The sequence below is a fragment of the Myroides sp. LJL115 genome (genome assembly GCF_054871665.1).
In genome coordinates, this window is record NZ_JBTXLS010000004.1 from 45850 (window position 1) to 68714 (window position 22865).

Sequence of the window (22865 nt, forward strand, 5' to 3'; positions counted from 1 at the left end):
CTACTTAACACCTATTGCCTTCAAACCACTGTTGAAACTCCCCTTGATAAGTAGAACCAATAGGGATAATATGCTGCTGTATAAACAAACGATTTCTCTCTATGCTATCGATCCTTGCTAAGTTTATAATATAGGATTTATGAATGCGCATAAAGTTGTCTCCCTTTAACTTATCTAGTAATCCTTGCATGGTCCCAAGGCTAATTAGTTTTTCATTTTCTAAGTGAATTTGCAAATAATCCTTTAGTCCTTGTACAAATAAAATATCTGAAAGAGCAATCTTCACCCACTTTAAATCTGTTTTAATAAACAAAAAATCTTCTTGCCTTTCTAAGGTTTGTTCTCTTGAGCTTTTCCTATAAAGTTCTTTTAGATCTTTTGGAACTATAAAACTTTCCAATAAGTTTTTCACTTTAGTATAACTGGAAAAAAAACGATTAAAGCTAATAGGCTTTAATAGATAATCTAACACGTTGTGCTTATAGCCTTCTAAAGCATACTCACTATAGGCAGAGGTTATAATATATTTCTGATTACTCCCTAGTATACTCATCACTTGAATCCCTGTTAAGTCAGGCATCTGAATATCAATAAAAACAAGATCTACTGGATTGTCTTGTAAAAAAACAACCCCTTGTAAAGCGCTAGTACTTGAACCTATAAGCTCTAGGGCAGGTATTTTCAATATATATTGTTCTAAAAGAGAAATAGCCTGTGGCTCATCTTCTAAAATATAACAGGTTAACTTCTTCATAGATTAATTTGCATTTCACATGTATACTTATCTTTATCCTTAAGGATAAAGATAGAGTGTTTACTTGGATAAAAAAGAGCTAATCTCTTTTTTACATTCTCTATCCCTACTGCACCTTGGCGATCCTTTTGCTTTTCAATAAAGTGATTCTCTACTTTAAAAACAATCTTTTCTGAACTCTGTTTTAAATAGATTATCGTAGTAAAGTTAGTATCATCTAAGAGTGCGTGTTTATAAATATTTTCGACAAAAGGAATAAATAAAAGCGGACATACTAAAACCGAGCCATCGCAAATATCTGTAGTAAATACTACATTACTTTTCCTAGCAAATCTGAGCTCCTCCAATTCCATATAACTTTGAATATAGGCTATTTCCTTCTCTAATGCGATTTGCTCCTTATGGGAATAATAGGTAACATAACGCATTAATTCACTAAGCTGCTCTATAGCATCTAAAGCTGTATCTTTCTTTTGATATACTAAAGAGTAGATATTATTTAATGTATTAAACATAAAATGAGGGTTAATCTGAGATCGTAAGAAGCTCATTTCTGCTTTATTTTTATTCTCTAAAGCTTGAATGTAATCCTTTTGAACTTGCATATAATGCACATAAAGCCACATTATAATACAACAGAAAACAGAATAGCTACCGTAATATAAATTGTCATAGATATAAAATAAAGAACCAACACCTTTATTATAATTTGTTACACCTATAAACCATAAAAGTAGAAGCTCTTCCACTATAAAGCGAACAATGATAAAACTAGCAAAGGCACATAATACCCCTAATAAAATACGCCCAATATTTTTGGAATAGAAAAATTTAGGGATGACAAAAAAATAATTAATATAGAAGCTAATCATGCAAATTAATGTAAAAAAAACTTCATACCAACGAAAATAGAATACTGACCCCAGATCATCCTGTTTTTTTAGTGTCCAATCAAACTCCAAGTCAAAAGTACTATTAGAGGTCGCTACTAACCCTGCATTTAAAATAAAAAGAATCCAAAACACACTATGAATCCAAATTATGGTAGACTTTGCCATATCTAATTAATAATATTTATATCTCAAATATAAACTAGAACAACCTATTTTACTGCCTATTTTTCGACCAACTATAAATAAACTACGACTAAAGCCCAATTTACCACTTTAAAGCATAAAGTACATTGTTACTTTAAGATGACGCATAAAAGAGGCCTTTGGTCGAAAAAGCAGAATAAACCAGTAGTAGAATAATCATTTTTGAAAAAAACATCATGCGAAATATTATTTTTACTATTGTATTATTACTAAGTAGCTTCTTACTCTCAGCCCAAGAAGTAGTAGTAAAGGGAAACTTTGTAAACCTTCAGCGACAAGGTACAAATTACACCTTAGAAATTATCAATACTTCCAATCTTATAACCTATCCAACCAAAATTGAACAAGACGGAAGATTTCACAAAGCCCTAGAAAAGGGAGAATACCTGTTATTGATCGAACAGAATAATTTATTTTGGCAAAAAAACATTCTTTTAAACAATGATTTGGATCTAGGTAAGATCTTCCTAGATACCGATAACTCACTAGATACCCAATTAGAAAACATCACTATTACAACTAAAGAAAAAATTCTACAACACAGCAAAGACAAGGTCATTTATAATGTGCAAAACAATCCCCTTGCTATAAATTTAAATACCATGGAGGCTATGGAGTTATTACCTGGATTTACTATAAAAAACCAAGAACTACACCTTAGTGGTAAAAGTGGTATAATCTTACTTATCGATGGCAAACAGACCTACTTAAGCCAGGAACAACTAAACCAATACCTTCAAAACACAAGCGCCTCAGATATCAAATCCATTGAGCTTCTGCGCTCCCCTGGGACTAAGTACCAAGCTAGTGGTAATGTAGCAGTGGTGAATATAATTACTAAAAAACCACTTAAACAAACCTATTATGCCAGTTTTCGTGGTAATTATAGAAGATCCGAAAAGTCCTCTCAAAGTTATAACGCTTCTTTAAATTTGAACAAAGATAATTTCCATTTACAAGCTCAAGGCAATCTAGGAGATAGAAGGTTTTTAAGACAATGGAATAACGATATTTTTTATCCTCTGCAAACCTGGGAGTCAAGAAGTAAAACCAACGCTAAAAATTTATTCTACAATTTTCGCATTTTCTCTTCTATGCAACTAAGTTCTTTATGGGAGGTGGGATTACAGTATAGTAATAATTCCTACAATTACAAAGGTATTACTAACGAAAACACAAAAGTAATACAAGATAAAAACCTTATAAAAACACTCACAGGCCCAGGGGCGACAAAGCAGAATTATAGACAAAACATCTTTAGTCTATATACTACTTACACTATAGATACCTTGGGTAGTAAATTATCGGTAGATTTAAGCCAAATCACCAACAATAGTCCAGAGAATAACTCCACAGATAGTTATGTGAATTTCCCCAATCCCCCATACCAGGAACTTTTAATGCAAAGTAGTAGCTATAACAAAAACAAAGTTAACAGCATTGTATTTAAAGTAGACACAGATCTTATTTTTGGTAAAAACTCCCTTTCTTTTGGCGGTCGTTTATGGCATTCTAAAAGCACGAATAAACTAAATGGCATCCTAGAAGATTATACTTTAGAAAATCTACCAATAAAACTAATTAATGACAACTATATTTATAAGGAGAATAATCAAAGTATTTATGGTTCGATGGCCAGAGAATTAACACAAGGTCTCTACTTCAAAGTAGGCCTTAGACTAGAGGCTATGCAAACTAATTCCTTATTACTAACCCAGCAAACACCGCTAAAACAATCCTTTTTTCACTACCTACCTTCTTTATTCTTTTCCTATAAAGATAAGAGCAACAACCAGTGGAGCATCTCCTATGATAGAAGTTTACAACGTCCAAGCTTTGAGAGCCTTAATCCTTCAAGAGTGTATAACACCTATTATTCCTATAATGAGGGCAATCCATTTTTAACTCCTGTTAAAACCCAAAGTATTGCTATTAATAGTGTGATTTCCAATTATAATGCCACTTTATTTTACAATAAGTATAAAAATCTATTTACTCAAGTGCCCCAAATAAACCCAGATACCAATGAAAACAACTTTATATGGATGAATTATTTAAACACCCAACAAATTGGCCTTATTCAAAACTATGCTTTACAGCCCTTACCCTTTTGGCACACCTCTAATGAGCTGAGCTTTAGCTATAATAAGACGCAAATTATACAAAAAACAGATCCAGATACCAAGGGATGGAGTGCCTATGCCTCTAGTTCAAACTCCTTTAATTTAAACTCGAATAAAACCTTAGCCTTCTCTTTTACGTATACTTACTACTTTAAAAGTGTTTACCAAAATTCCCATGAGTCCCCCTATTCTAACTTAGATATGAACTGGAGTTTAAAGCTCTTAAAAAACAAACTTCATATTACTTTAAGAGCTACGGATATTTTCAAGAGTATGCCAAGAAACTATGGACAAAGCAATGGAGTCCCCTTGCTTTTTTTCAATTATTGGGATAGCAGAGCACTTAGTTTTAATGTAATTTACACCATCGACAAAGGCCTTAAAAATAGTAGATCTACCTCTAGAGTAGAACAAGAACTCAATAGAAAATAGAACTTAAAATAGGTCAAAAAAGTGGAATTGTTTTTTTTAACTACTAAATACTTAATAACTTAGCAGCAGAATTAACAATTCCCACTTTAAACTATCGGCTTTATGTTCAGAAAAATACTCTTACCACTTCTTAGTGTTTTTATATTATCTATCCATGGTTGTTCCTCTTCGGACGATACCTTAGTGGAGACTACCCCACCGGTAGAAAAACCTGAGCCTCCTACAGATCCTGTTCTTCCTCCAGAAAAACCTGGAGAAAATAATGCCGATTATATTCCAATAGAACAAGATCAAAAGGCCTACTATAAACAAATAGATTTTACCCTAAGAGGAGTTGCTCTACAAAGTGCGTTACGCGAATTAGTAACTAAAACCCAAACACCCCTTTCTTATACACCAGGTATATGGGAGGCTAGTAAAATAACCGACCAAGATCCAGATAATCCGGATAATGTTTTACTTATTTATGGGTGGCCAAAAGGACAGGAGAAAACCATTTCGGAACTTCGCTCCTTTCCAAAGGATCAAAGGTATACTACTGCCAATGAGCGTTGGAAAAAATGGGAAAGAGAACACGTATATGCCAAAAGTAGAGCTAATCCAACCTTGCAAACAAGTAACTCTACCATGGATCTCACTATTGCTTATGTAGCAGGTAATGATGCCCATAACTTACGCCCAATCAATGGACTGATAAATGAAGAAAGAGGAAATAAGAAATTTGGAGATGCTAAGGGTAACTCTAGGGCTTTAGCAAATGGTATGTGGTATCCTGGAGATGAGTGGAAAGGAGATGTTGCCCGTATGCTTTTATATATGTACCTTAGATATGATCAGCAATGTTTACCAACCAATATTGCTAGTTTACCTTTACTTGTAGACCCTTTAACAGGTCAAAGAGATATGGTGCAATTACTTTTAAAATGGAATGCACAAGACCCGCCTTCTATTATTGAGCTACAAAGAAACCTTTATCATGGTAATAAACAAAACACCTATGCCCAAGGCAATAGAAATCCCTTTATTGACAATCCTCATTTAGCCAATTTAATCTGGGGAGAACAAATAAACTCTGAATTAATTGCCCCAAGTTTATGGGAAAAAATAGAGAGTGAACAATAGTAAGGCTATCTATGCCTGTTTTTTATGTCATTGCATTTTATTACTGAGAAATAAGTTAAGAATTCGATGTTTTTCAAAGCATTTTTTTTAACCTATTAATATACGCATCTTTGCAAAATTAAATTTAATCAAATCTTTTAAGATGTCTAAACATTATATTATTTGTCAAAATTGTAAAACGGAAAATGTAAACCAAGATTACTGTTCGAATTGCAATGAAATAATAAACATTCAACTCAAAAGAGAACTTACTCAAAAAAAGGTGGTAGAGAAAAGAATTCAAGAGGAAATTAATCGCCCACCTACTAAAATTGAAAAAAAGATTCAAGCCCTAGAGAACCACTCCAATATTCTTGTAAGAGGTGTAGTTGGTATAGTAAAGGGAGTATATGTTGTTGTAATGACAATTGGGGCTATTTTTGCCTATATAATCTCCATGATACTAGCTTAAAAACCATTTTATGAATCAAGATAAGTCTTTGCTAAATATATCCTTTAAACAGCTTCTTTGGGCCTTATGTGTCTTTATCGCAACTAGTATTTACATTTGTCAAAGAACAGGTCTACCACTTTATCCTTGGATCAATAATTATGTGAATGACTTTTTAACCCTACCTATTATTTTAAGTATAAGTTTATTTATTGTTAGAAAAATAAAAAGGGATCCCTTACTTACTTTACCTATCTACTTAGTTTTATTAGTAGCTAGTTTCTATAGTGTGTATTTTGAATTTTACCTTCCAAAGGTTACCTCTAGATACACTCAAGACCCTATAGATGTAGCTCTTTATTTTTTTGGAGGACTTGTTTATTATTTTATCAATAAACGCTACTAAAAAAATATGGCCTTATCTTTAATAAAGACAAAGCCATACCTATGTATTTTTCCTAAATTGTATTAAGCGATATTTATTTTTCTATAATCTTAAAAGATCTAATCTACTTTTGTTTTTTCTCAAACATTAGTTCTTTCACTTTTTCCTTGTCTTCTTTTTCTTTGTTTAAGTCAAACATCGTTCCAAAGACTCTATCCCAAAAAGTGTTACTTACCCCAAATCCTAATTCCTCATCCTTATAATGATGAAGATGGTGATTTCTCCACAAAGGCTTCATAAACTTAAATGGTGGGGCAAATGCATGTATAGCATAATGCATAGAAGCATATAGTAAATACCCAATCATAAAGCCAGGAAAGAATCCAAATGTGTATTCCCCTAGAATTAGATATTGTATACCAAAAATAATCCCTGCCAACAATATACTTGGTACTGGCGGCATAAAAAGCCTTTGTTTGTCCCTTGGATAGTGATGGTGATTACCATGAAAAATATAAGCTACTCGAGCTAAACTTTTGTTTTCACTTACCATATGAAACAAATACCTATGGGCTAAGTATTCAAAAAACGTCCAAAAAAGAACTCCTGAAAAAAACAATATTACCAAAGCTAAACCACTTAGATAATAGGTAGAGTATCCTACATATAATATATATGAAAGCAGTGGAATATACATTCCCCAAATAACCAAAGGATTCCCCTTTGTTAGCATCTCTAAATAAGGATTCTCAAATAATCTAGCTTGCCCCTTATTGTTAATTTTTTCGAATTTCATACAAACATTAACTTAACTTTAAGCTAATATATGTTTTTTACCATTCTAAAACAACACTTCCCCATGTAAATCCACTTCCAAAAGCAGCTAAAACTACGATATCTCCTTTTTGAATCTTACCTTGTTCAAAGGCTTGAGTTAAGGCAATTGGAATAGAGGCAGCAGTTGTGTTTCCAAAATACTGAATATTATTAAATATCTGATCATCTCTTAATTCAAACTTTTGCTGAATAAACTGAGAGATTCTCAAATTAGCTTGATGAGGAATAAGCATGTCAATATCCTTTACCTCTAAGTTGTTTGCTTTTAATCCTTCTTTGATTACCTCACTAAAGCGAACTACTGCATTTTTAAAAACAAATTGACCATTCATATGTGGGAAATAACTCTCATCTAAAGGATCATTTTCGGCTAGAATATCACTAACCCATCTACCTCCCATACCAGGAGCAATTAAGGCAAGTTCCTCGGCATATTGCCCCTCTGAGTGAAGATGGGTAGATAAAATTCCACTTTGATCTTCACTGCGCGATAAAACTGCAGCACCAGCACCATCTCCGAAAATAACAGAGACAGCTCTTCCTCTAGTGGTAAAATCTAATCCTTTAGATTGTACTTCAGCACCTACTACTAAGATGTTTTTGTACATCCCTGTTTTAATATATTGATCTGCTACGGATAAAGCATAAACGAATCCTGAGCACTGGGCTCTAATATCTAATGCACCTACAGTATCTAATCCCAATTCTTTTTGTAGAGTAACTCCGGGTCCAGGAAAATAATAATCTGGACTTAATGTAGCAAAAACCACAAAATCAATGTCTTTAGGTTCTACACCTGCACGCTCCATCGCAATTCTTGAAGCTTTCACTCCCATTCTAGAGGTACTGTCCTCTGGTAAAGAAACATGTCTTCTTTCTTGTATACCAGTTCTTTCTCTAATCCACTGATCGTTGGTATCCATAATCTTGGATAAATCATCATTGGTAACTATATTATCTGGAACATAGTAACCCAATCCTGTTATTTTAGATCTATACATTGGTTGAATTTGATTTAATTACCTAACAAAAATAACAATAATTCAATCAAGGTGGCCCTATTTAGGGATTAATTAGGCTTATAAGCAGGTAGATTTCAAATATTTAATCTATATTCGTGCCACTAACCAAACCTATTGTTAATGAAAATAATTAGAACAACAATTTTATCCTTATTCCTAGTAAGCGCCATGTACGCACAAGAAAATGTTACCTACCAGATGCCATCATCTGAGATTTTAGAATTAGCAGAATTCCAAAGAGCCCCAGCTGTTTCTATAGATAAAGACATGCAATATATGTTGCTATCTTATCGCGATACTTACAAAACTTTGGAAGACCTGAATTTAAATGAAATCAAATTAGCTGGACTTCGAATCAATGTAGATGCAAACATTTCTAGCACAACTACATTTGTAACTAACCTTAAAATAGGGCAAATTGGCTCTACAGTAGAGGTTCAAGTAAAAAACTTACCTGCTAACGCTCGTATTAGCAATATCACATGGTCTCCTGATCAAAGTAAAATTGCCTTTACAAACTCTGTAGCTAACGGAACGCAATTGTGGGTAGTAGATGTAAAAACAGCCATTGCAACCCAATTAACCGATGCTACATTAAATGCCAACTTAGGAAATCCAATTTCTTGGTATAATGACAATAAAAGAATCTTAGTTAATGTTATTCCTTCTAATAGAAAACCATTAATTGATACAAGTAAAAATATACCTGCGGGACCAATCGTTTCTGTAAGTGAGGGAGTAGTTTCTTCTAATAGAACTTACCAAGACTTACTTAAAAACAAAGCAGATGAAGCTAACTTTGAAACCTTAGTTACCTCTGAACTTCACACAGTAGATATGCAAGGTAATAGCACTTTGTTTAAAAAAGGAGATTTATACTTAAATCAAAGTTTCTCCCCTGATGGACAATATGTTTTAGTTAGTGTATTACAAAAACCATTCTCTTACCTAGTACCATTAAACCGTTTCCCAATGCAAAGTTCAGTTTATGACTTAGATGGGAACTTAATTAAGGTAGTAAACCAATTGGAGCTGAATGAAATTTCTCCAAAAGGTTTTATGGCTGTTAGAGAAGGAAAAAGAAGCATGAACTGGAGAGCAGACAAAGCAGCTACTTTATACTACGTAGAGGCATTAGATCAAGGAGATCCAAATATCGAGGTAGAATATAGAGACCAACTGTTTTCTTGGGATGCACCATTTAACCAAAATCCACAACCTTTAATTAAATTAAAACAACGTTTCTCAGGAATTGGCTGGGGGAATGAGCACTTAGCAGTAGTATATGAGCAGTGGTTTGACACTCGTAATATCAAAGCTTTCTTATTTGACCCTACTAAAGAAGACTCAGGTGTTTTAATCGAGGATAGAAACTCACAAGATGCCTATAGTGATCCAGGAAATTTTGAATTTACTAGAAACCAATTTGGTAGAAATGTTTTACTTATTAACAATGACAACCTTTACTTAATTGGAAGTGGTTTCACTCCAAAAGGACAATTCCCTTTTATTGATCAGTTCAATACAAAGACTTTAAAAACAAAAAGAATTTATCAGTCTACTTATACCGATAAAGCAGAGAATATCCAAAGTATAGAAGATATTAAAAAAGGACTAGTGCTAGTTTCAATCCAAAGTCCTACAGAATATCCTAACTATTATTTATTAAATATTAATAAGAAAAATAGCTTAACACCAATTACTCACTTCCAAAATCCATTCAAGGCTTTAGAAGGAGTACACAAAGAAATCATTACTTACCAAAGAGAAGATGGTCTTCCACTTTCTGGAACATTATACCTTCCTAAGGGATATGACAAAGAAAATAAAACAGAAAAACTACCGTTATTAATCTGGGCTTACCCAAGAGAATTTAAAGATAGAAATAGTGCTTCACAAGTAACTAATAACTCTAATGCTTTTACCTTCCCTAGCTATGGTTCATTTATCTACTGGGTAAATAAAGGATATGCAGTATTAGATGATGCTTCTTTCCCAATTGTTGGAGAAGGTACACAAGAGCCAAACGATACTTTCGTTGAGCAATTGGTTGCCAATGGTAAAGCGGCTATTGATGCAGTAGACAACCTTGGATACATTGATCGTTCAAGAGTTGGAGTTGGAGGTCACTCTTATGGAGCATTTATGACAGCTAACTTACTTACACATTCTGATTTATTCGCTGTAGGAATCGCGCGTAGTGGGGCTTATAATAGAACTCTTACTCCTTTTGGATTCCAATTAGAGCAAAGAAACTATTGGGAAGCACCTGAGGTGTATACCGATATGTCTCCATTTATGAATGCAGAGAAGATGAAAACTCCAATGTTATTAATCCACGGAGAGGCAGATAACAACTCTGGAACATTCACTCTTCAAACAGAGCGTTATTTCCAAGCTTTAAAAGGATTAGGAGCTCCAGTTAGAATGGTTATCCTACCAAAAGAAAGCCATGGATATGTTGCTAAAGAAAACATCATGCACACTTTATGGGAGCAAGATCAGTTCTTAGAAAAACACCTTAAAAATAAAAAGTAATACAACTTATTAGTTTTATAAATAAAAAGGGGTTGTCTCACAATTGAAGACAGCCCCTTTTTTACTTAATAAATATCGTGATTTACTTAGTATAATTCAATTATTTTATCTGAAATATAAATTATACCTAATAATTTACTCCTGAATGACTGCTAGGTAACCTTTATGAGATAGCCCCTTTTTTATTACAATCAAAAAAAATGTAATCCACAAAAGTAGATTACATTTATTTATATTGGTATACCTAAGGTATTATTGGTATTTCTTTAAAGCTAATTTAATCTGTGTTCCAGGCTCAATATATACTGGACTATCAAAACAAATACTTCTCTCAGGAGTCAAAGCACATTTAACTAAATAGCCGTCTCCTTTGAAGTAGTTATCCTCTATGGTTACATCTAGTTTACCTTTGGTATTACTACGCATTAACTGATGAGGATAGATTAACATTAGTTCATCAATTTGAGGATTTTCCATAAAGTCAGAGAAATACAATTCATTTACCTCTCCAAATAAAGAAGCTACATATTTACTACTTGGATATTCATATACCTCATGAGTAGGTCCTAAATCTACTACTTCCCCTTCTTTTAAGACGATTGTTTGATCTGCAAAGCCTAAAGTATCTAAACTATCATGTGTGGCTACAATACAGCTAATACCTTGTTGTTTTAAATAACTAAAAAGTCCGCGACGAAGCGAACTTCTCTTAGAGTAATCAATATGAGAGAATGGTTCATCTAATAAAAGCAACTCTGGATCACTTGCTAATACTCTAGCAAGAGCTACACGTTGTTGTTGTCCACCACTTAGATTTTTCACCTTTTGATCTGCGTACTTTTGTAAGTCAACAATCTTTAAAAGTTGATCAATACGCTCTTCTTTTTCCTGTAAATTCGTATTAGATAAATGTTTACCTACATTTTCCTTTACTGTTGTATAGGGCATTAAGTCGAAATCCTGAGCTAGGTAATGCATCTTTTCTGCTCCTGGAATTAGATTATAAGCTGGACCAAGTACTGGTTTATTATTCCAATAAATATTACCCTTATCCAAATCCTGCAGACCATAAATAAGTTTTAATAAAGTACTTTTCCCACAGCCGCTTTCTCCAATTAAAGCCACGTGTACGCCTTTTTCTAAAACTAAATCAATATCTTTTATGATGGTTTTCCCGGGTGTATAACTAAACGATATATTCTTAAGTACTAACATTATTATTTTTTATGAGATACAAATATAATAATAATAACATATTTGAAAACGAAACTAGATTTTAATATCTGTTTTTTTATCCTAGCACTACTATTTTACTACATTTTTATAAAAGCATTGTATTTTTCTTGGTACTTGTCTATGCATTTCTCTACTATAAAATTCCCACTAAAAACACCAAATATCAAAGGTTAGAGCAAATTATAAATTACAAAAACACACCTATACACTTCAAAGCAAATACATTAAAGAAAGCAATTATCCTATGATTTATATCAAGGTTAAAACTATTTTTTAATCCAAACTTACCGAGATTTTAAAAAACTACACCCATGAAAATACCCATGCAATCTTTTCACATTCCTGTAATGGGATTAGCCTATACCATTGATACTCCAATACGAGTAGCCCAATATGGAATCTCTTCTGTGGTTTCTGTAATGGACGATGAACTTATGGAGCAACTCAATTGTTTTTACAGTGAAAAATTCAAATTACCTTATGAGAAAATATCCAGAAAAGTGGAAGATTTCAGAGCTAAAAGAATAACTAATTACCTTAACACTCTAGATACGATTGTAAAAAAGAACATAGAGTCTTTAAAGCAGAACTTATTAAACAACCCAGGGTCCATTACAGACTTTATTGGAATGTTACCTAAGAGTTCTGTAATAAAGGAGCATCTTCAAAAGTACATAGATGGTCATATTTGCTCTAGAAAAATCAAAGATTTTTTAGATACCCACTTACACGGAGGAGATATCGATGTAAATATTATGACCAAAGTAGATAGACAAGCTTTTGATAAAAACACCCCCTTACCTACTTTATACAATGATGCGCATGCTGCTTTAAGGGGATATGCCCAAAGCAATCTGCAATCTAGTGTTGTTTTATCGGCTGGAATGAATCCTAAATTATTTTCTTATTTTGAATCTTTCCCCGACTTTTTCCCGAGTGAAAAAGGAGAGCTCAACAAAAAGATCGTACTTAAAGTAAGCGATTACCGTTCTGCTTTATTACAAGGAAGTTATTTAGCAAAAAAAGGATTATGGGTAAGCGAATACAGAGTGGAATCTGGGTTAAATTGTGGAGGACATGCCTTTGCAACCCAAGGCTTTTTACTTGGGCCTATCTTACAAGAATTTAAAGACAATAAAGAAAAGCTTCAAGAGACTATTTTTGCCCTTTTACAAACGGCATTAACCCAAAAAGGGTTAAGAGTACCAACCCATAAAATGCCAATTAAAATATCTGCTCAAGGTGGAGTAGGAACAAATGCCGAGCATCAACTTTTACTAGACTATTACAAGGTAGACTCCGTGGGTTGGGGTAGCCCCTTTTTATTAGTAGAAGAGGCTACTTCGGTGGATAAAGCAACTAGAGAGCTTTTGCAAAATGCACAAGAGAAGGATCTTTATTTAAGCAACTACTCTCCTTTAGGCATCCCCTTTAATACCATAAGAGGCAGTAGTAATGATTTCTATAAAAACCAACGTATAAAACAAGAAAAACCAGGCAGCGCGTGTACGCGTAAGTATCTTGCTTTAGATACTAGCCATGATGCAAAAGGACTTTGTAGTGCTTCTTCTAAGTTTCAGAAAATTGCCCTAGAAAAGCTCGAGGCGCAAAGAAAAGAATTTAGCCTAATGGTCTATCAAAACAAAAAAGAGGCCATCACCCAAAAAGCCTGTCTTTGTATTGGATTATCTAACCCTAGTTTAATGGAACATAACCTTGATATCAAAGGTCAAAAACAAGGAGTGGTTATTTGTCCTGGCCCTAATATGGCTTACTTTAATCAACAAGTAAGCTTAAAGCAAATGATTGAACATATCTATGGTCAAAGGGATCTTATCAATCACCCCAATCGTCCCAACTTCTTTATCAAAGAGCTTGGAATGTATGTAGATTACTTTAAAGAAGAATTAAAAAATACAAGCCCCGCTGATACTAAGCAAAAAGCAAAAAAACTACAAAGCTTCAAGGACAATCTGCTCCAAGGCATTCTATATTACCAAGAACTTATTCAGCACAATGTGGTTTACTTTGATAAACAATTACAAAGTAGCATACAGGCCTTATCTAGCTATAAGAAAGAATTACTACTTATAAATTTATAAACAACTCTATTAAGCCTTATATAACTTATAAAGGATTAATGCTTTATAAGACTTCCCTCTATTTATTTAAAATAGAGGGATTTTTTGTTTTAGCAACTAGTCTTTTATATGGATTGAAACTGCATAATAATCTGCATATGTTTCTTTAAAAAACACTCCTTTTTGAAAGCTCTTTCAACTTATATACCAAAAAAGTTTCTTGATGCAATTATACCTTAAACTTCAAATTAAAATAAAGTAGCAAAAGACCAACTGCTTAACACAAAAACAAACAATCTTTACTATTTAAACAATAAATAAGTAAATAAAATACATTTTAACCAAAAAATATCACAATAACAACTTACATACATTTAAATTACGAAACAGATAAATTAACTTTATGTTAATTTTAGTTTAAAATTAAGTAAAATTGTACTATTTTGGAGTAATCAAAAAATAGTAAATTATGATTTCTTCAAAATTTAGTGGGCTAACCGCTATTATTCTGTCTGTGTTCAGCTTGTCAATGCATGCACAAACACAACCAAATGATCAAACAGATCAAAAAGCCAAGCGCTTTAAAGTTGGGCTAGATGCCGGGTATACTAATACCTCTTTAAGTGCAAATATTTCTAACCTTATAGACTCTAAGTACACTTCAAGAGGAGGTTTTGCTATTAACACAAGCTTTGAGATGAATGTGTATAAAGACCTCTTTGTAGCTTCTGGTATTTCTTATATGCAAAGAAACTACGACTTTGAAAGAACTAATTCGCGTGAAGGTTGGCATTCAAAGTACAATAATGATTTTATCTCTGTTCCTTTATCTATTGGAGGGTATCTATTAAACAACCCTTATACCTCAGATGGAGTTTGGATTAAAGTTGCAGGAGGAATTTACGCAGAATATTGGGCTAAATCAAAAGTAAAAGGTACCTACCCTTTATTTGCTGAATTACAACCTGATGGAAGTTTCCCATTAGTGGATGCTTCAGAGAAATATGACTGGAAGAAAAATGAAAACCAATACCATAGAATATCTATGGGATTACAAGGGCAAATCCAACTCGGATATTCCATTAAGGAACTTGACTTTTATGCAGGCTATAGTTACCTGCATGGTCTAACAGACACCTATAAATATGATCATCCAGGGTCTAAAGTAGTAAGAAACACTTACATGGTTACTTTAGGAGCAGCGTATAAATTTTAATAAAATCATCGACAATGAGAAGAATAAAACATAAAATAGCAATCGTAGGGTTTTCCCTTTTAGCCTTATCCTCTTTAACGGTATTAAATTCTTGTTCTAGTGATGATTCTACCATTACAGACCCAAGAAGATTTACTGCAGCAGATGTACAATCTTACGAGGATTTATTTGTAGTATTTTGGAAAACAATGGACCAACAATACAATTACTTCTATGAGCAAAAAGAACAAGGTATGGATTGGGATGCTATATATAAAGAGTATTTACCAAAATTCGCAGCCCTAAAAACTTATGGAAGACCAGATGAAGACGACGGACAAATTAACGAGGATTACCTAACAGCAGAATCGTATTTTGAACAAATTATCGACCCTATCATCGACCAACACTTTAATGTAAAAATTCAATTTCCTGCAACTAATAAAAATATTATTAGAACAGTTACTTTCTATGGAGGTATGTTAGCCGAAACAAGACCAACTAATTATCCTTTCGCTCCGAAGTTTAACTATATGGTAAACAGGGTTGACAAAGATGCCTTTGTATTAAACAATGCAAACTTAGGTATCATTGCTGGTCACTTAAAAGCAAACCCTGAAATTTTCTACTTGACCTACAATCAATTTAACGTAACAAGTACTTTACAAATAGCTTTAGCAGAGAATTATTTAAATCCTGACCCTGGAAATGCTTTATTGTTAACCCAAGATATTTTAAACGCTTTAGAATCTTTAAAGGCAATTGAAGACCAATCAGTAAGAGAAAACATCAGAGATATTACCTTTGGTATTTTAGAGACATATAATTCTTATCCTAATACGGAAGTTTTTGCAAATTATATGGCAGAGGTAGCTAAATTCAATGCTACAGAAATTGTAAGTGACGAACTTATGATAGCTGCTCAAAGAGCCTATGTAGCTTATATGCAATTACCACAATTCAATACTATTGGTCCTTATGGACCTTCTTATAATGCTCAAACAGCAGATTATGTAGGCGATTTTATTGGATTGATGACCAATCACGTAAATTTCGGATATAACTTTACCCAATTCAACAATGGTCTTGTTCAAGTATTAACCAGAGGGGAATTTTACCAAGTATTCTTAAACCCTTTACATAAAGGAGATATTAAGAAAATTGTTATTGACTTACGTTCTAATGGCGGCGGAGCTGTAATTGATGCCCGATTTATTTCAGATAGATTTATTACCACTAGTGAAGTATTTGCTTACCAAAGAACAAGAGAAGGTAATGGTAGATTTAATTACACGCCTTGGGTAGAGGCTACTACACATCCACATGAATTTGGAATACCTGCAAATATTCCTATTGCTATCTTAACAGACAAAGGAAGTGCAAGTATGTCAGAGATTACAACGTTGATGCTTAAGTCTCAAGGAGATCAAGTTGTAAGTGTTGGAGATTATAGTGCTGGTGCAACTGCTGGTTTAGGAACAACAGACGACTTCAACGGTGGTACAAGAGATGCAATTGCAGGAGGAAAACTATCTTTCTACATGCCTCTTCTAGCAATGAAAGATGCTAAAGGAGTAGTAGTAGAGGGAATTGGAATTAAACCTGAGTTCCCTGTAACTCCGTTAACTCCAGAGGAAATGTCTCAAATGAACTCTGTTGATTTTGATGACAAAGTATTAAATCAGGCAATTGAATACTTAAACTCTAAATAATTAAAACTAAAAATAAGAGATGGATTTTCCATCTCTTATTGTTTTTATAGAGTTTTTATCATAATTCTTACTACAATTAAAGTGGTAAGCTTATAAAAAACCGGGAGTTACACTATTTAGATTACTTATTAGAAGAGAAAACCATGCGCTTTCAAATTTTATAAAAAAAATTATAAAATTAAGTTCCTCATATAAAATAACTTACAATACCACCTATTAAAAAAATGAATTTTATTTGATTTTAGTCTTGTATAGTGCTATAAATATTATATATTTGCACCCAGTTAGACCAAAGGTATAACCTTGGAGAAATGGCAGAGTGGTCGATTGCGGTAGTCTTGAAAACTATTGACTGTAACAGGTCCGGGGGTTCGAATCCCTCTTTCTCCGCAAAGAAAAACCGATAACAATTGTTATCGGTTTTTTTTATGTCAATAAATTATTAATATTCCTGTCTAAAGTTTGGTTACGAATCACATCTCACCTGTGCACTTTGATTAGAATACATAATTAGATATTACGATCTACACCATTTTGGTATACTTTTGCTAGAATGTCAAGTCATAGTTTAACAATTTAATCAGTAATGAAAACGGCACTTTGCTATTAATATTTGTCCATCTTCATACCTATAAATTAAACGATGTTCCTCATCAATTCTACGTGACCAAAAACCAGAGTATTTATGCTTTAATGGCTCTGGTTTACAAATTCCCGTAAAAGGTGTATGTGAAATATCTTTTAATAAATCATTGATTCGCTTTACTTTTTTCTTATCAGTCTTTTGCCAAAATAAATAATCTTCCCAAGATTCATCTACGAAAATATATTTCATTTATTCTTCTATTAATTTTTTTTCAAAAGACTGATTAGTTTTTAATTTTTCGATAGCTGAATCAAGCCTTAGTTCATTGATTCGCGAAGATAGTTCATGATTTGTTGCCATTAACGAATTGTATTCATCTAACGACATAACAACAATCCCAGAATCTTTTCCCCTGTTGATAATTAAGGTTTCAAAATTCTTTGAAACTCTATCTAAATAAGATTTTATATCTTTTCTAAAATCTGACACACTTGCTACTAACATAAACTTGTATTATATTTTGTACAAAATTAAGTACATTATTTTGATTTACAAAATATATTTTCAATTCTTATTTACCAATAATCATATCTTAATCAATAATTTACATTACTTTTTAATCAAATTCTTCTTAGGTCTTTCTCACAACGATTTAGATTACTACTATAGTAAAGTAACCTAGTAGTTTAGATACACACAGTCCAAAAGATCCGTCCTCCCCTACCCTGTTTTGTTTCAACAAAATAATGTATAATCATTTTATCAAAAAAAGCTTTCCTATTTGCAACAAATCTTGGTTAGCATCTCTAAAGTCACTTAAACCATAAATAGGTTCTTAACCTTGCTTTGGTGCCCAAGGTGTATCCTCAGGTTTGGGATATAAGTCACTATTAAAAGTAATGCTTTGCTTTTACTCTACTTATATCTACACCTAAAACACTCATTATATTAATTACACTTTGCTTTATTTTTCATCTATTTTGTAAGAACTTTATTTTTCTTTTTTTATCTATTACTTGACTTTTATAAGCAGTAAAATAACCTACACAAATTAATTTACTTACAATAAAACAAAAATATATATTCAAAGAGTTGGTAAAAGCCCTTTAGTAAACTACTTAGCAATTCAATTTTTTAAGTATAAAACAATACAATTATAGAAACCAAAACTACTAGAAAACACCTACTAAAAAATACAATAAACCTAAATATTTCTGTTTTTATAATCCCTACTTCTCTCTCATTTTAGTTGCTGTTCATCTTGGACTGGAATACTTAGCTGTTTCTTAGGTATTACTATTTACATATTCACGTGGATTACAAAGGAAAAAACACTATCATTATTTTAAAATCAACTAAATTCATCTAAATATCCTATCAAATGTTCCATATAATCAATTATCCACTCTCTAACACAAAGGGATTTGATAGAATTTTTATCTTTCAAATAGATAAAAATAACCTTTAAAAAGAAAAATATTTTTAAATAGAAATTTATATAGTAATTTATCCCTAAAAAGAAAGAACCTCTTGGAATATTACCGGTTGTCTCTACATTTGAAATAGAACTTTAACCAATTCATATTGTTCTTTTAAATACTTCTCTCAACAAGGTTTTACTTAAGGTAGATTAATAGGGAATCGTGTGCAAATCACGAGCTGTCGCGCAACTGTAAGTAACCATAGAAAAGTTTTTATCCTAATAATCCACTGTTTTATTGTACTAAAATGGGAAGGGGGGATAGGAATGTTATAAGTCAGGAGACCTGCCTTTGTTGAATAGATTTAGCTTTCGCGAATTTAAAGCTTGAAATCTCATGGGAACATACTTCTTATATATTACCAAATATATAAAAGTACCCATATGTCTATTTTCAGCCTTGTAATTCGTTTGCTATTAAAAGAATGATGAATTTATTATTCATCCTATAATTTATTACAAAATGAAAACACACAATCTTGGTTACCCGCGTATTGGTAGTCAACGTGAACTAAAAAAGGCCTGCGAACTTTATTGGTCTGGACAAACTAACTTAAATCAGCTACTTGTTACAGGAGAAAATATCTGTAAATCCAACTGGAAACTTCAACAAGAGGCGGGATTAGATCTAATTCCTTGTAATGATTTTTCTTTTTATGACCAGGTTTTGGACATGAGTTTAACCCTTGGTGCAATACCTGAAAGATACAAAGAAATTGCCTCTAATAAGAATATTTCTACTTTAGAGCTATATTTTGCAATGGCACGTGGTTATCAAAAAGACCATATAGATATTACAGCAATGGAAATGACTAAATGGTTTGATACCAATTATCATTATATTGTACCTGAATTCACTAAAGACCAATCTTTTAAACTAAGTTGGAATAAAATTTTCGAAGAATTTGACAATGCAAAGAAATCTGGTATTAATGCTAAATGCGTGATTATCGGCTTGGTTACCTACTTACTATTAGGTAAAGAAAAACAACAAGACTTTGATAAATTAGATTTAGTTGATAATCTATTGCCTATTTATATTGAAATACTAAGTAAACTACAAGACCAAGGAGCTAAGTATATCCAATTTGATGAGCCATTTTTAGCTTTAGATATTTGTGATAAAACAAAGCAGGCTTATGAAAAAGTGTACAATAAACTTAAAGAATTATTCCCTGATTTAAAATTCATTATAGCTACTTATTTTGAAGGTCTTGAAGATAACCTTGACTTAGCCACTAGTCTTCCTATTGATGTCTTACACCTTGATTTGGTAAGAGCCGCTGAACAGTTAAATCAAGTGATTGATAAAGCTGGTGAAAAACTAATTCTGTCTCTTGGGGTTGTAGATGGAAGAAATATTTGGAAGACTGATCTTGAAAAATCACTAAACATTATTCAAGAAGCTAAAAATAAATTAGGTAAAGAAAGGATTTGGATTGCACCTAGTTGCTCTCTACTTCATAGCCCATGTGATTTGGATCTAGAAAACACATTAGCGCCTGAAATTAAAAATTGGCTTAGTTTTGCAAAGCAAAAAACAAATGAAATTATACTTTTAAAAGAGTTAGCTACTGACAACAAAGAAGAGAAAATCCTTCTGGCTTTACAAGAAAACAAAAAAGCATTGCAAAGTAGAAAAACCTCTACTTTAATTCATAATAAGGCTGTTAAACAAAGAGTAGAAGCTATTACGGCTAAAGATTCTCAGCGTGAAAATGTTTTTGCAATAAGAAAATTAATACAACAAAAAGTACTTAATTTACCTTTATTCCCAACCACAACTATAGGCTCGTTTCCTCAAACAGCACAAGTAAGAACTTGGAGAGCCAAGTATAAAAAAGGAGAACTGTCCAAACAACAATACGATGAGTTACTTAAAGAAGAAACCAAGCGAACTATCGATTGGCAGCAACAAATTGGTATTGATGTCCTTGTTCACGGAGAGTTTGAACGAAATGACATGGTGGAGTATTTTGGAGAACGTCTTGAGGGGTTTGCATTTACAAAAAACGGCTGGGTACAAAGTTATGGAAGTCGTTGTGTGAAACCTCCAATTATTTACGGTGATATTTCTCGCGAAAACCCTATGACAGTATACTGGTCACAATATGCCCAATCCATTAGTGAAAAATGGGTAAAAGGGATGCTAACTGGGCCTATTACTATTTTACAATGGAGTTTTGTGCGTGATGATCAACCTCGTTTACAAACCTGTCAACAAATTGCATTGGCTATACGTGATGAAGTTATTGATTTAGAGAAAGCTGGTATAAAAATTATTCAAATAGATGAACCTGCTATTGCAGAAGGACTTCCGCTACGAAAATCCCAATGGGATACCTATTTAAAATGGGCAGTGGAGTGCTTCCGTATTTCGGCTTCTGGAGTGAAAGATGAAATTCAAATCCATACTCATATGTGTTATTCGGAATTCAATGATATTATTGAACATATAGCTGCAATGGATGCCGATGTTATTACTATTGAATGTTCCCGCTCTCAAATGGACTTACTAGATGCATTCTATAAATTTAAATATCCTAATGAAATTGGACCAGGTATCTATGACATACATTCCCCAAGAATACCAACTAAAGAAGAAATGATTAAGTTGCTAGAAAAAGCCCAAAGAGTAATTCCTGCTCAACAATTATGGGTAAACCCAGACTGTGGATTAAAAACACGCCATTGGGAAGAAACTCAGAAAGCACTTGTTGAAATGATAAAAGCTGCCAAGGCCATAAGACAAACAGTAGAAGTTTAACCTTTTAAAACAACTAAATAAAATAAGCCATACTATTAAGCCTGCTTGGTTGCACAAGCAGGTTTTTTTATTTAACAATCTTCTTCTTGGATCTTATGCAACATTTTCACTCCATAAATTAGTATTCAACCAGGCACTGAAACAGCCCCTTTCTAAGACGAAAACTTAAAACAAGAGCTACACTATTGAAAGCAATTACTTTAAATAGTGCAGCTATTTGTCTTTATATTTACCTGATTTGTCTATATTGCCACCTCAGCAATCTTTGTCCTTAAACCATTAGTCTAGTTTATATGATTTAATTATCCCTAAGGATAATATCCAGGGTAAGGTTACTAATTTGCTAGACTTTCTTTTGTTCATAATGAACTAATAAATAAAAGCAATCTAATAGAACAACAACTGAGTCGCCAATTAAACTATTTATACAACTTTTATTAAAAACATATACGCTATCTCTAATACTGCTGCAGTAGAGCCCATCTGGCTTTTCTTTGTCTTTCAAATACTTCTTAGACATAATTCCAGAGCTTGATATTATAAACCCTAGTATACTTACTAAGTTTAGAAAACTAAGATAATTGGATATCTATTTTTTAAAAGCACTTATTGCTGAAACAGTTTTATTGGTTATGGCACAAGAAAACATGAGGATATATTTGATTACAATAAGGGTGCGAATATATACCAATGTTCTACTGACACCTAGCCATTAGAAAGTCAAAACACGAACAAAAAAACGTAGCTAATAATTTAGTAACTACCTATTATTTTCATATAGAAAAATATAAAATTTGCTTGTTAAAAGAAGGGTATTGTAAACTAGGAGGTAAACCAAACTTTGTTGAATTAATATTAAAAGTCAAACGTATCAAAATCAATTAGAATTCTAAAACTCAGAAGACTTCAAGTACCAATATAATCTAGAGGAAAAAATGCAGAGTTAAAGAATGTACATGATTATAAGTAATCGGGCTCTTATAGCCTTTCTTGCAAAAAAATGTTAGGAATCAACACAATTTTTATCGCAAATTTTAAAGAATATTCAAAATGGTGAATACTCCTTGT

At 32.6% G+C, this 22865-nt stretch carries 16 protein-coding genes, 1 tRNA gene and 1 riboswitch; of the genes, 10 read left to right on the forward strand and 7 right to left on the reverse strand.

Annotated elements, in window-relative coordinates:
• Positions 1 to 4: 4 nt before the first annotated feature.
• Together ACYSNX_RS01905 and ACYSNX_RS01910 are read right to left on the reverse strand one after the other, a co-directional pair.
• Positions 5 to 754: a LytR/AlgR family response regulator transcription factor gene (locus ACYSNX_RS01905; protein ID WP_461753002.1), complete on the reverse strand. Its 750-nt coding sequence runs from the start codon at positions 752 to 754 to the stop codon at positions 5 to 7.
• The gene (locus ACYSNX_RS01910) at positions 751 to 1812 is read right to left on the reverse strand and encodes a sensor histidine kinase (RefSeq protein ID WP_461753003.1); all 1062 of its coding nucleotides are present in this window, start codon (positions 1810 to 1812) and stop codon (positions 751 to 753) included. Before ACYSNX_RS01910 ends, ACYSNX_RS01905 begins: the two co-directional genes overlap by 4 nt.
• A gap of 215 nt (positions 1813 to 2027) precedes the next feature.
• Between ACYSNX_RS01910 and ACYSNX_RS01915 the strand changes: the two genes are divergently transcribed.
• The 4 genes from ACYSNX_RS01915 to ACYSNX_RS01930 all read left to right on the forward strand — a co-directional run bounded on the left by ACYSNX_RS01915 (position 2028) and on the right by ACYSNX_RS01930 (position 6364).
• On the forward strand, positions 2028 to 4406 hold the full coding sequence (locus ACYSNX_RS01915) for a TonB-dependent receptor domain-containing protein (RefSeq protein ID WP_461753004.1): 2379 nt from the start codon (positions 2028 to 2030) through the stop codon (positions 4404 to 4406).
• A gap of 102 nt (positions 4407 to 4508) precedes the next feature.
• Positions 4509 to 5528, forward strand: a complete 1020-nt coding sequence (locus ACYSNX_RS01920) for an endonuclease I family protein (protein WP_461753005.1) — start codon at positions 4509 to 4511, stop codon at positions 5526 to 5528.
• Between the two features lie 142 nt (positions 5529 to 5670).
• A complete protein-coding gene (locus ACYSNX_RS01925) occupies positions 5671 to 5979 on the forward strand; it encodes a hypothetical protein (RefSeq protein WP_461753006.1) in 309 nt (102 codons plus the stop codon).
• 10 nt (positions 5980 to 5989) lie between these two features.
• Positions 5990 to 6364 (forward strand): hypothetical protein, encoded by a 375-nt coding sequence (locus ACYSNX_RS01930; RefSeq protein ID WP_461753007.1) that lies wholly within the window; start codon positions 5990 to 5992, stop codon positions 6362 to 6364.
• A 103-nt stretch (positions 6365 to 6467) separates the two neighbouring features.
• On the opposite strand, the gene ACYSNX_RS01935 is transcribed toward ACYSNX_RS01930, so the two are convergent.
• Both ACYSNX_RS01935 and ACYSNX_RS01940 read right to left on the reverse strand, forming a co-directional pair.
• Positions 6468 to 7139 (reverse strand): sterol desaturase family protein, encoded by a 672-nt coding sequence (locus ACYSNX_RS01935; RefSeq protein ID WP_461753008.1) that lies wholly within the window; start codon positions 7137 to 7139, stop codon positions 6468 to 6470.
• 37 nt (positions 7140 to 7176) lie between these two features.
• The gene (locus ACYSNX_RS01940) at positions 7177 to 8181 is read right to left on the reverse strand and encodes a 3-oxoacyl-ACP synthase III family protein (RefSeq protein ID WP_461753009.1); all 1005 of its coding nucleotides are present in this window, start codon (positions 8179 to 8181) and stop codon (positions 7177 to 7179) included.
• Between the two features lie 141 nt (positions 8182 to 8322).
• On the opposite strand from ACYSNX_RS01940, the gene ACYSNX_RS01945 reads away from it, so the two are divergent.
• The gene (locus tag ACYSNX_RS01945) at positions 8323 to 10740 is read left to right on the forward strand and encodes a S9 family peptidase (RefSeq protein ID WP_461753010.1); all 2418 of its coding nucleotides are present in this window, start codon (positions 8323 to 8325) and stop codon (positions 10738 to 10740) included.
• Between the two features lie 252 nt (positions 10741 to 10992).
• Here the strand turns inward: ACYSNX_RS01945 and ACYSNX_RS01950 are convergent, their stop codons facing one another.
• Positions 10993 to 11955, reverse strand: coding sequence for an ABC transporter ATP-binding protein (locus tag ACYSNX_RS01950; protein WP_461753011.1), 963 nt, complete (start codon positions 11953 to 11955; stop codon positions 10993 to 10995).
• A gap of 332 nt (positions 11956 to 12287) precedes the next feature.
• Here ACYSNX_RS01950 and ACYSNX_RS01955 point away from each other — a divergent pair, with 332 nt between their 5' ends.
• The 4 genes from ACYSNX_RS01955 (at position 12288) to ACYSNX_RS01970 (ending at position 17354) form a co-directional block, all read left to right on the forward strand.
• A complete protein-coding gene (locus tag ACYSNX_RS01955) occupies positions 12288 to 14078 on the forward strand; it encodes a hypothetical protein (RefSeq protein WP_461753012.1) in 1791 nt (596 codons plus the stop codon).
• A 448-nt stretch (positions 14079 to 14526) separates the two neighbouring features.
• The gene (locus ACYSNX_RS01960) at positions 14527 to 15273 is read left to right on the forward strand and encodes an outer membrane beta-barrel protein (protein ID WP_461753013.1); all 747 of its coding nucleotides are present in this window, start codon (positions 14527 to 14529) and stop codon (positions 15271 to 15273) included.
• A gap of 14 nt (positions 15274 to 15287) precedes the next feature.
• Complete coding sequence (locus ACYSNX_RS01965; RefSeq protein WP_461753014.1) at positions 15288 to 16964, forward strand: S41 family peptidase; 1677 nt, start codon at positions 15288 to 15290, stop codon at positions 16962 to 16964.
• Between the two features lie 305 nt (positions 16965 to 17269).
• Positions 17270 to 17354, forward strand: a tRNA-Ser gene (locus ACYSNX_RS01970).
• 190 nt (positions 17355 to 17544) lie between these two features.
• On the opposite strand, the gene ACYSNX_RS01975 is transcribed toward ACYSNX_RS01970, so the two are convergent.
• Both ACYSNX_RS01975 and ACYSNX_RS01980 read right to left on the reverse strand, forming a co-directional pair.
• Positions 17545 to 17799: a Txe/YoeB family addiction module toxin gene (locus ACYSNX_RS01975; protein ID WP_461753015.1), complete on the reverse strand. Its 255-nt coding sequence runs from the start codon at positions 17797 to 17799 to the stop codon at positions 17545 to 17547.
• Positions 17800 to 18054 carry a type II toxin-antitoxin system Phd/YefM family antitoxin gene (locus ACYSNX_RS01980; protein WP_461753016.1) on the reverse strand — a complete coding sequence of 85 codons (255 nt, stop codon included), beginning with the start codon at positions 18052 to 18054 and terminating at the stop codon, positions 17800 to 17802.
• A gap of 1090 nt (positions 18055 to 19144) precedes the next feature.
• A riboswitch (cobalamin riboswitch) is annotated at positions 19145 to 19338 on the forward strand.
• A gap of 155 nt (positions 19339 to 19493) precedes the next feature.
• Here ACYSNX_RS01980 and metE point away from each other — a divergent pair.
• A complete protein-coding gene (gene metE, locus ACYSNX_RS01985; RefSeq protein ID WP_461753017.1) occupies positions 19494 to 21797 on the forward strand; it encodes a 5-methyltetrahydropteroyltriglutamate--homocysteine S-methyltransferase in 2304 nt (767 codons plus the stop codon).
• Positions 21798 to 22865: the final 1068 nt, after the last annotated feature.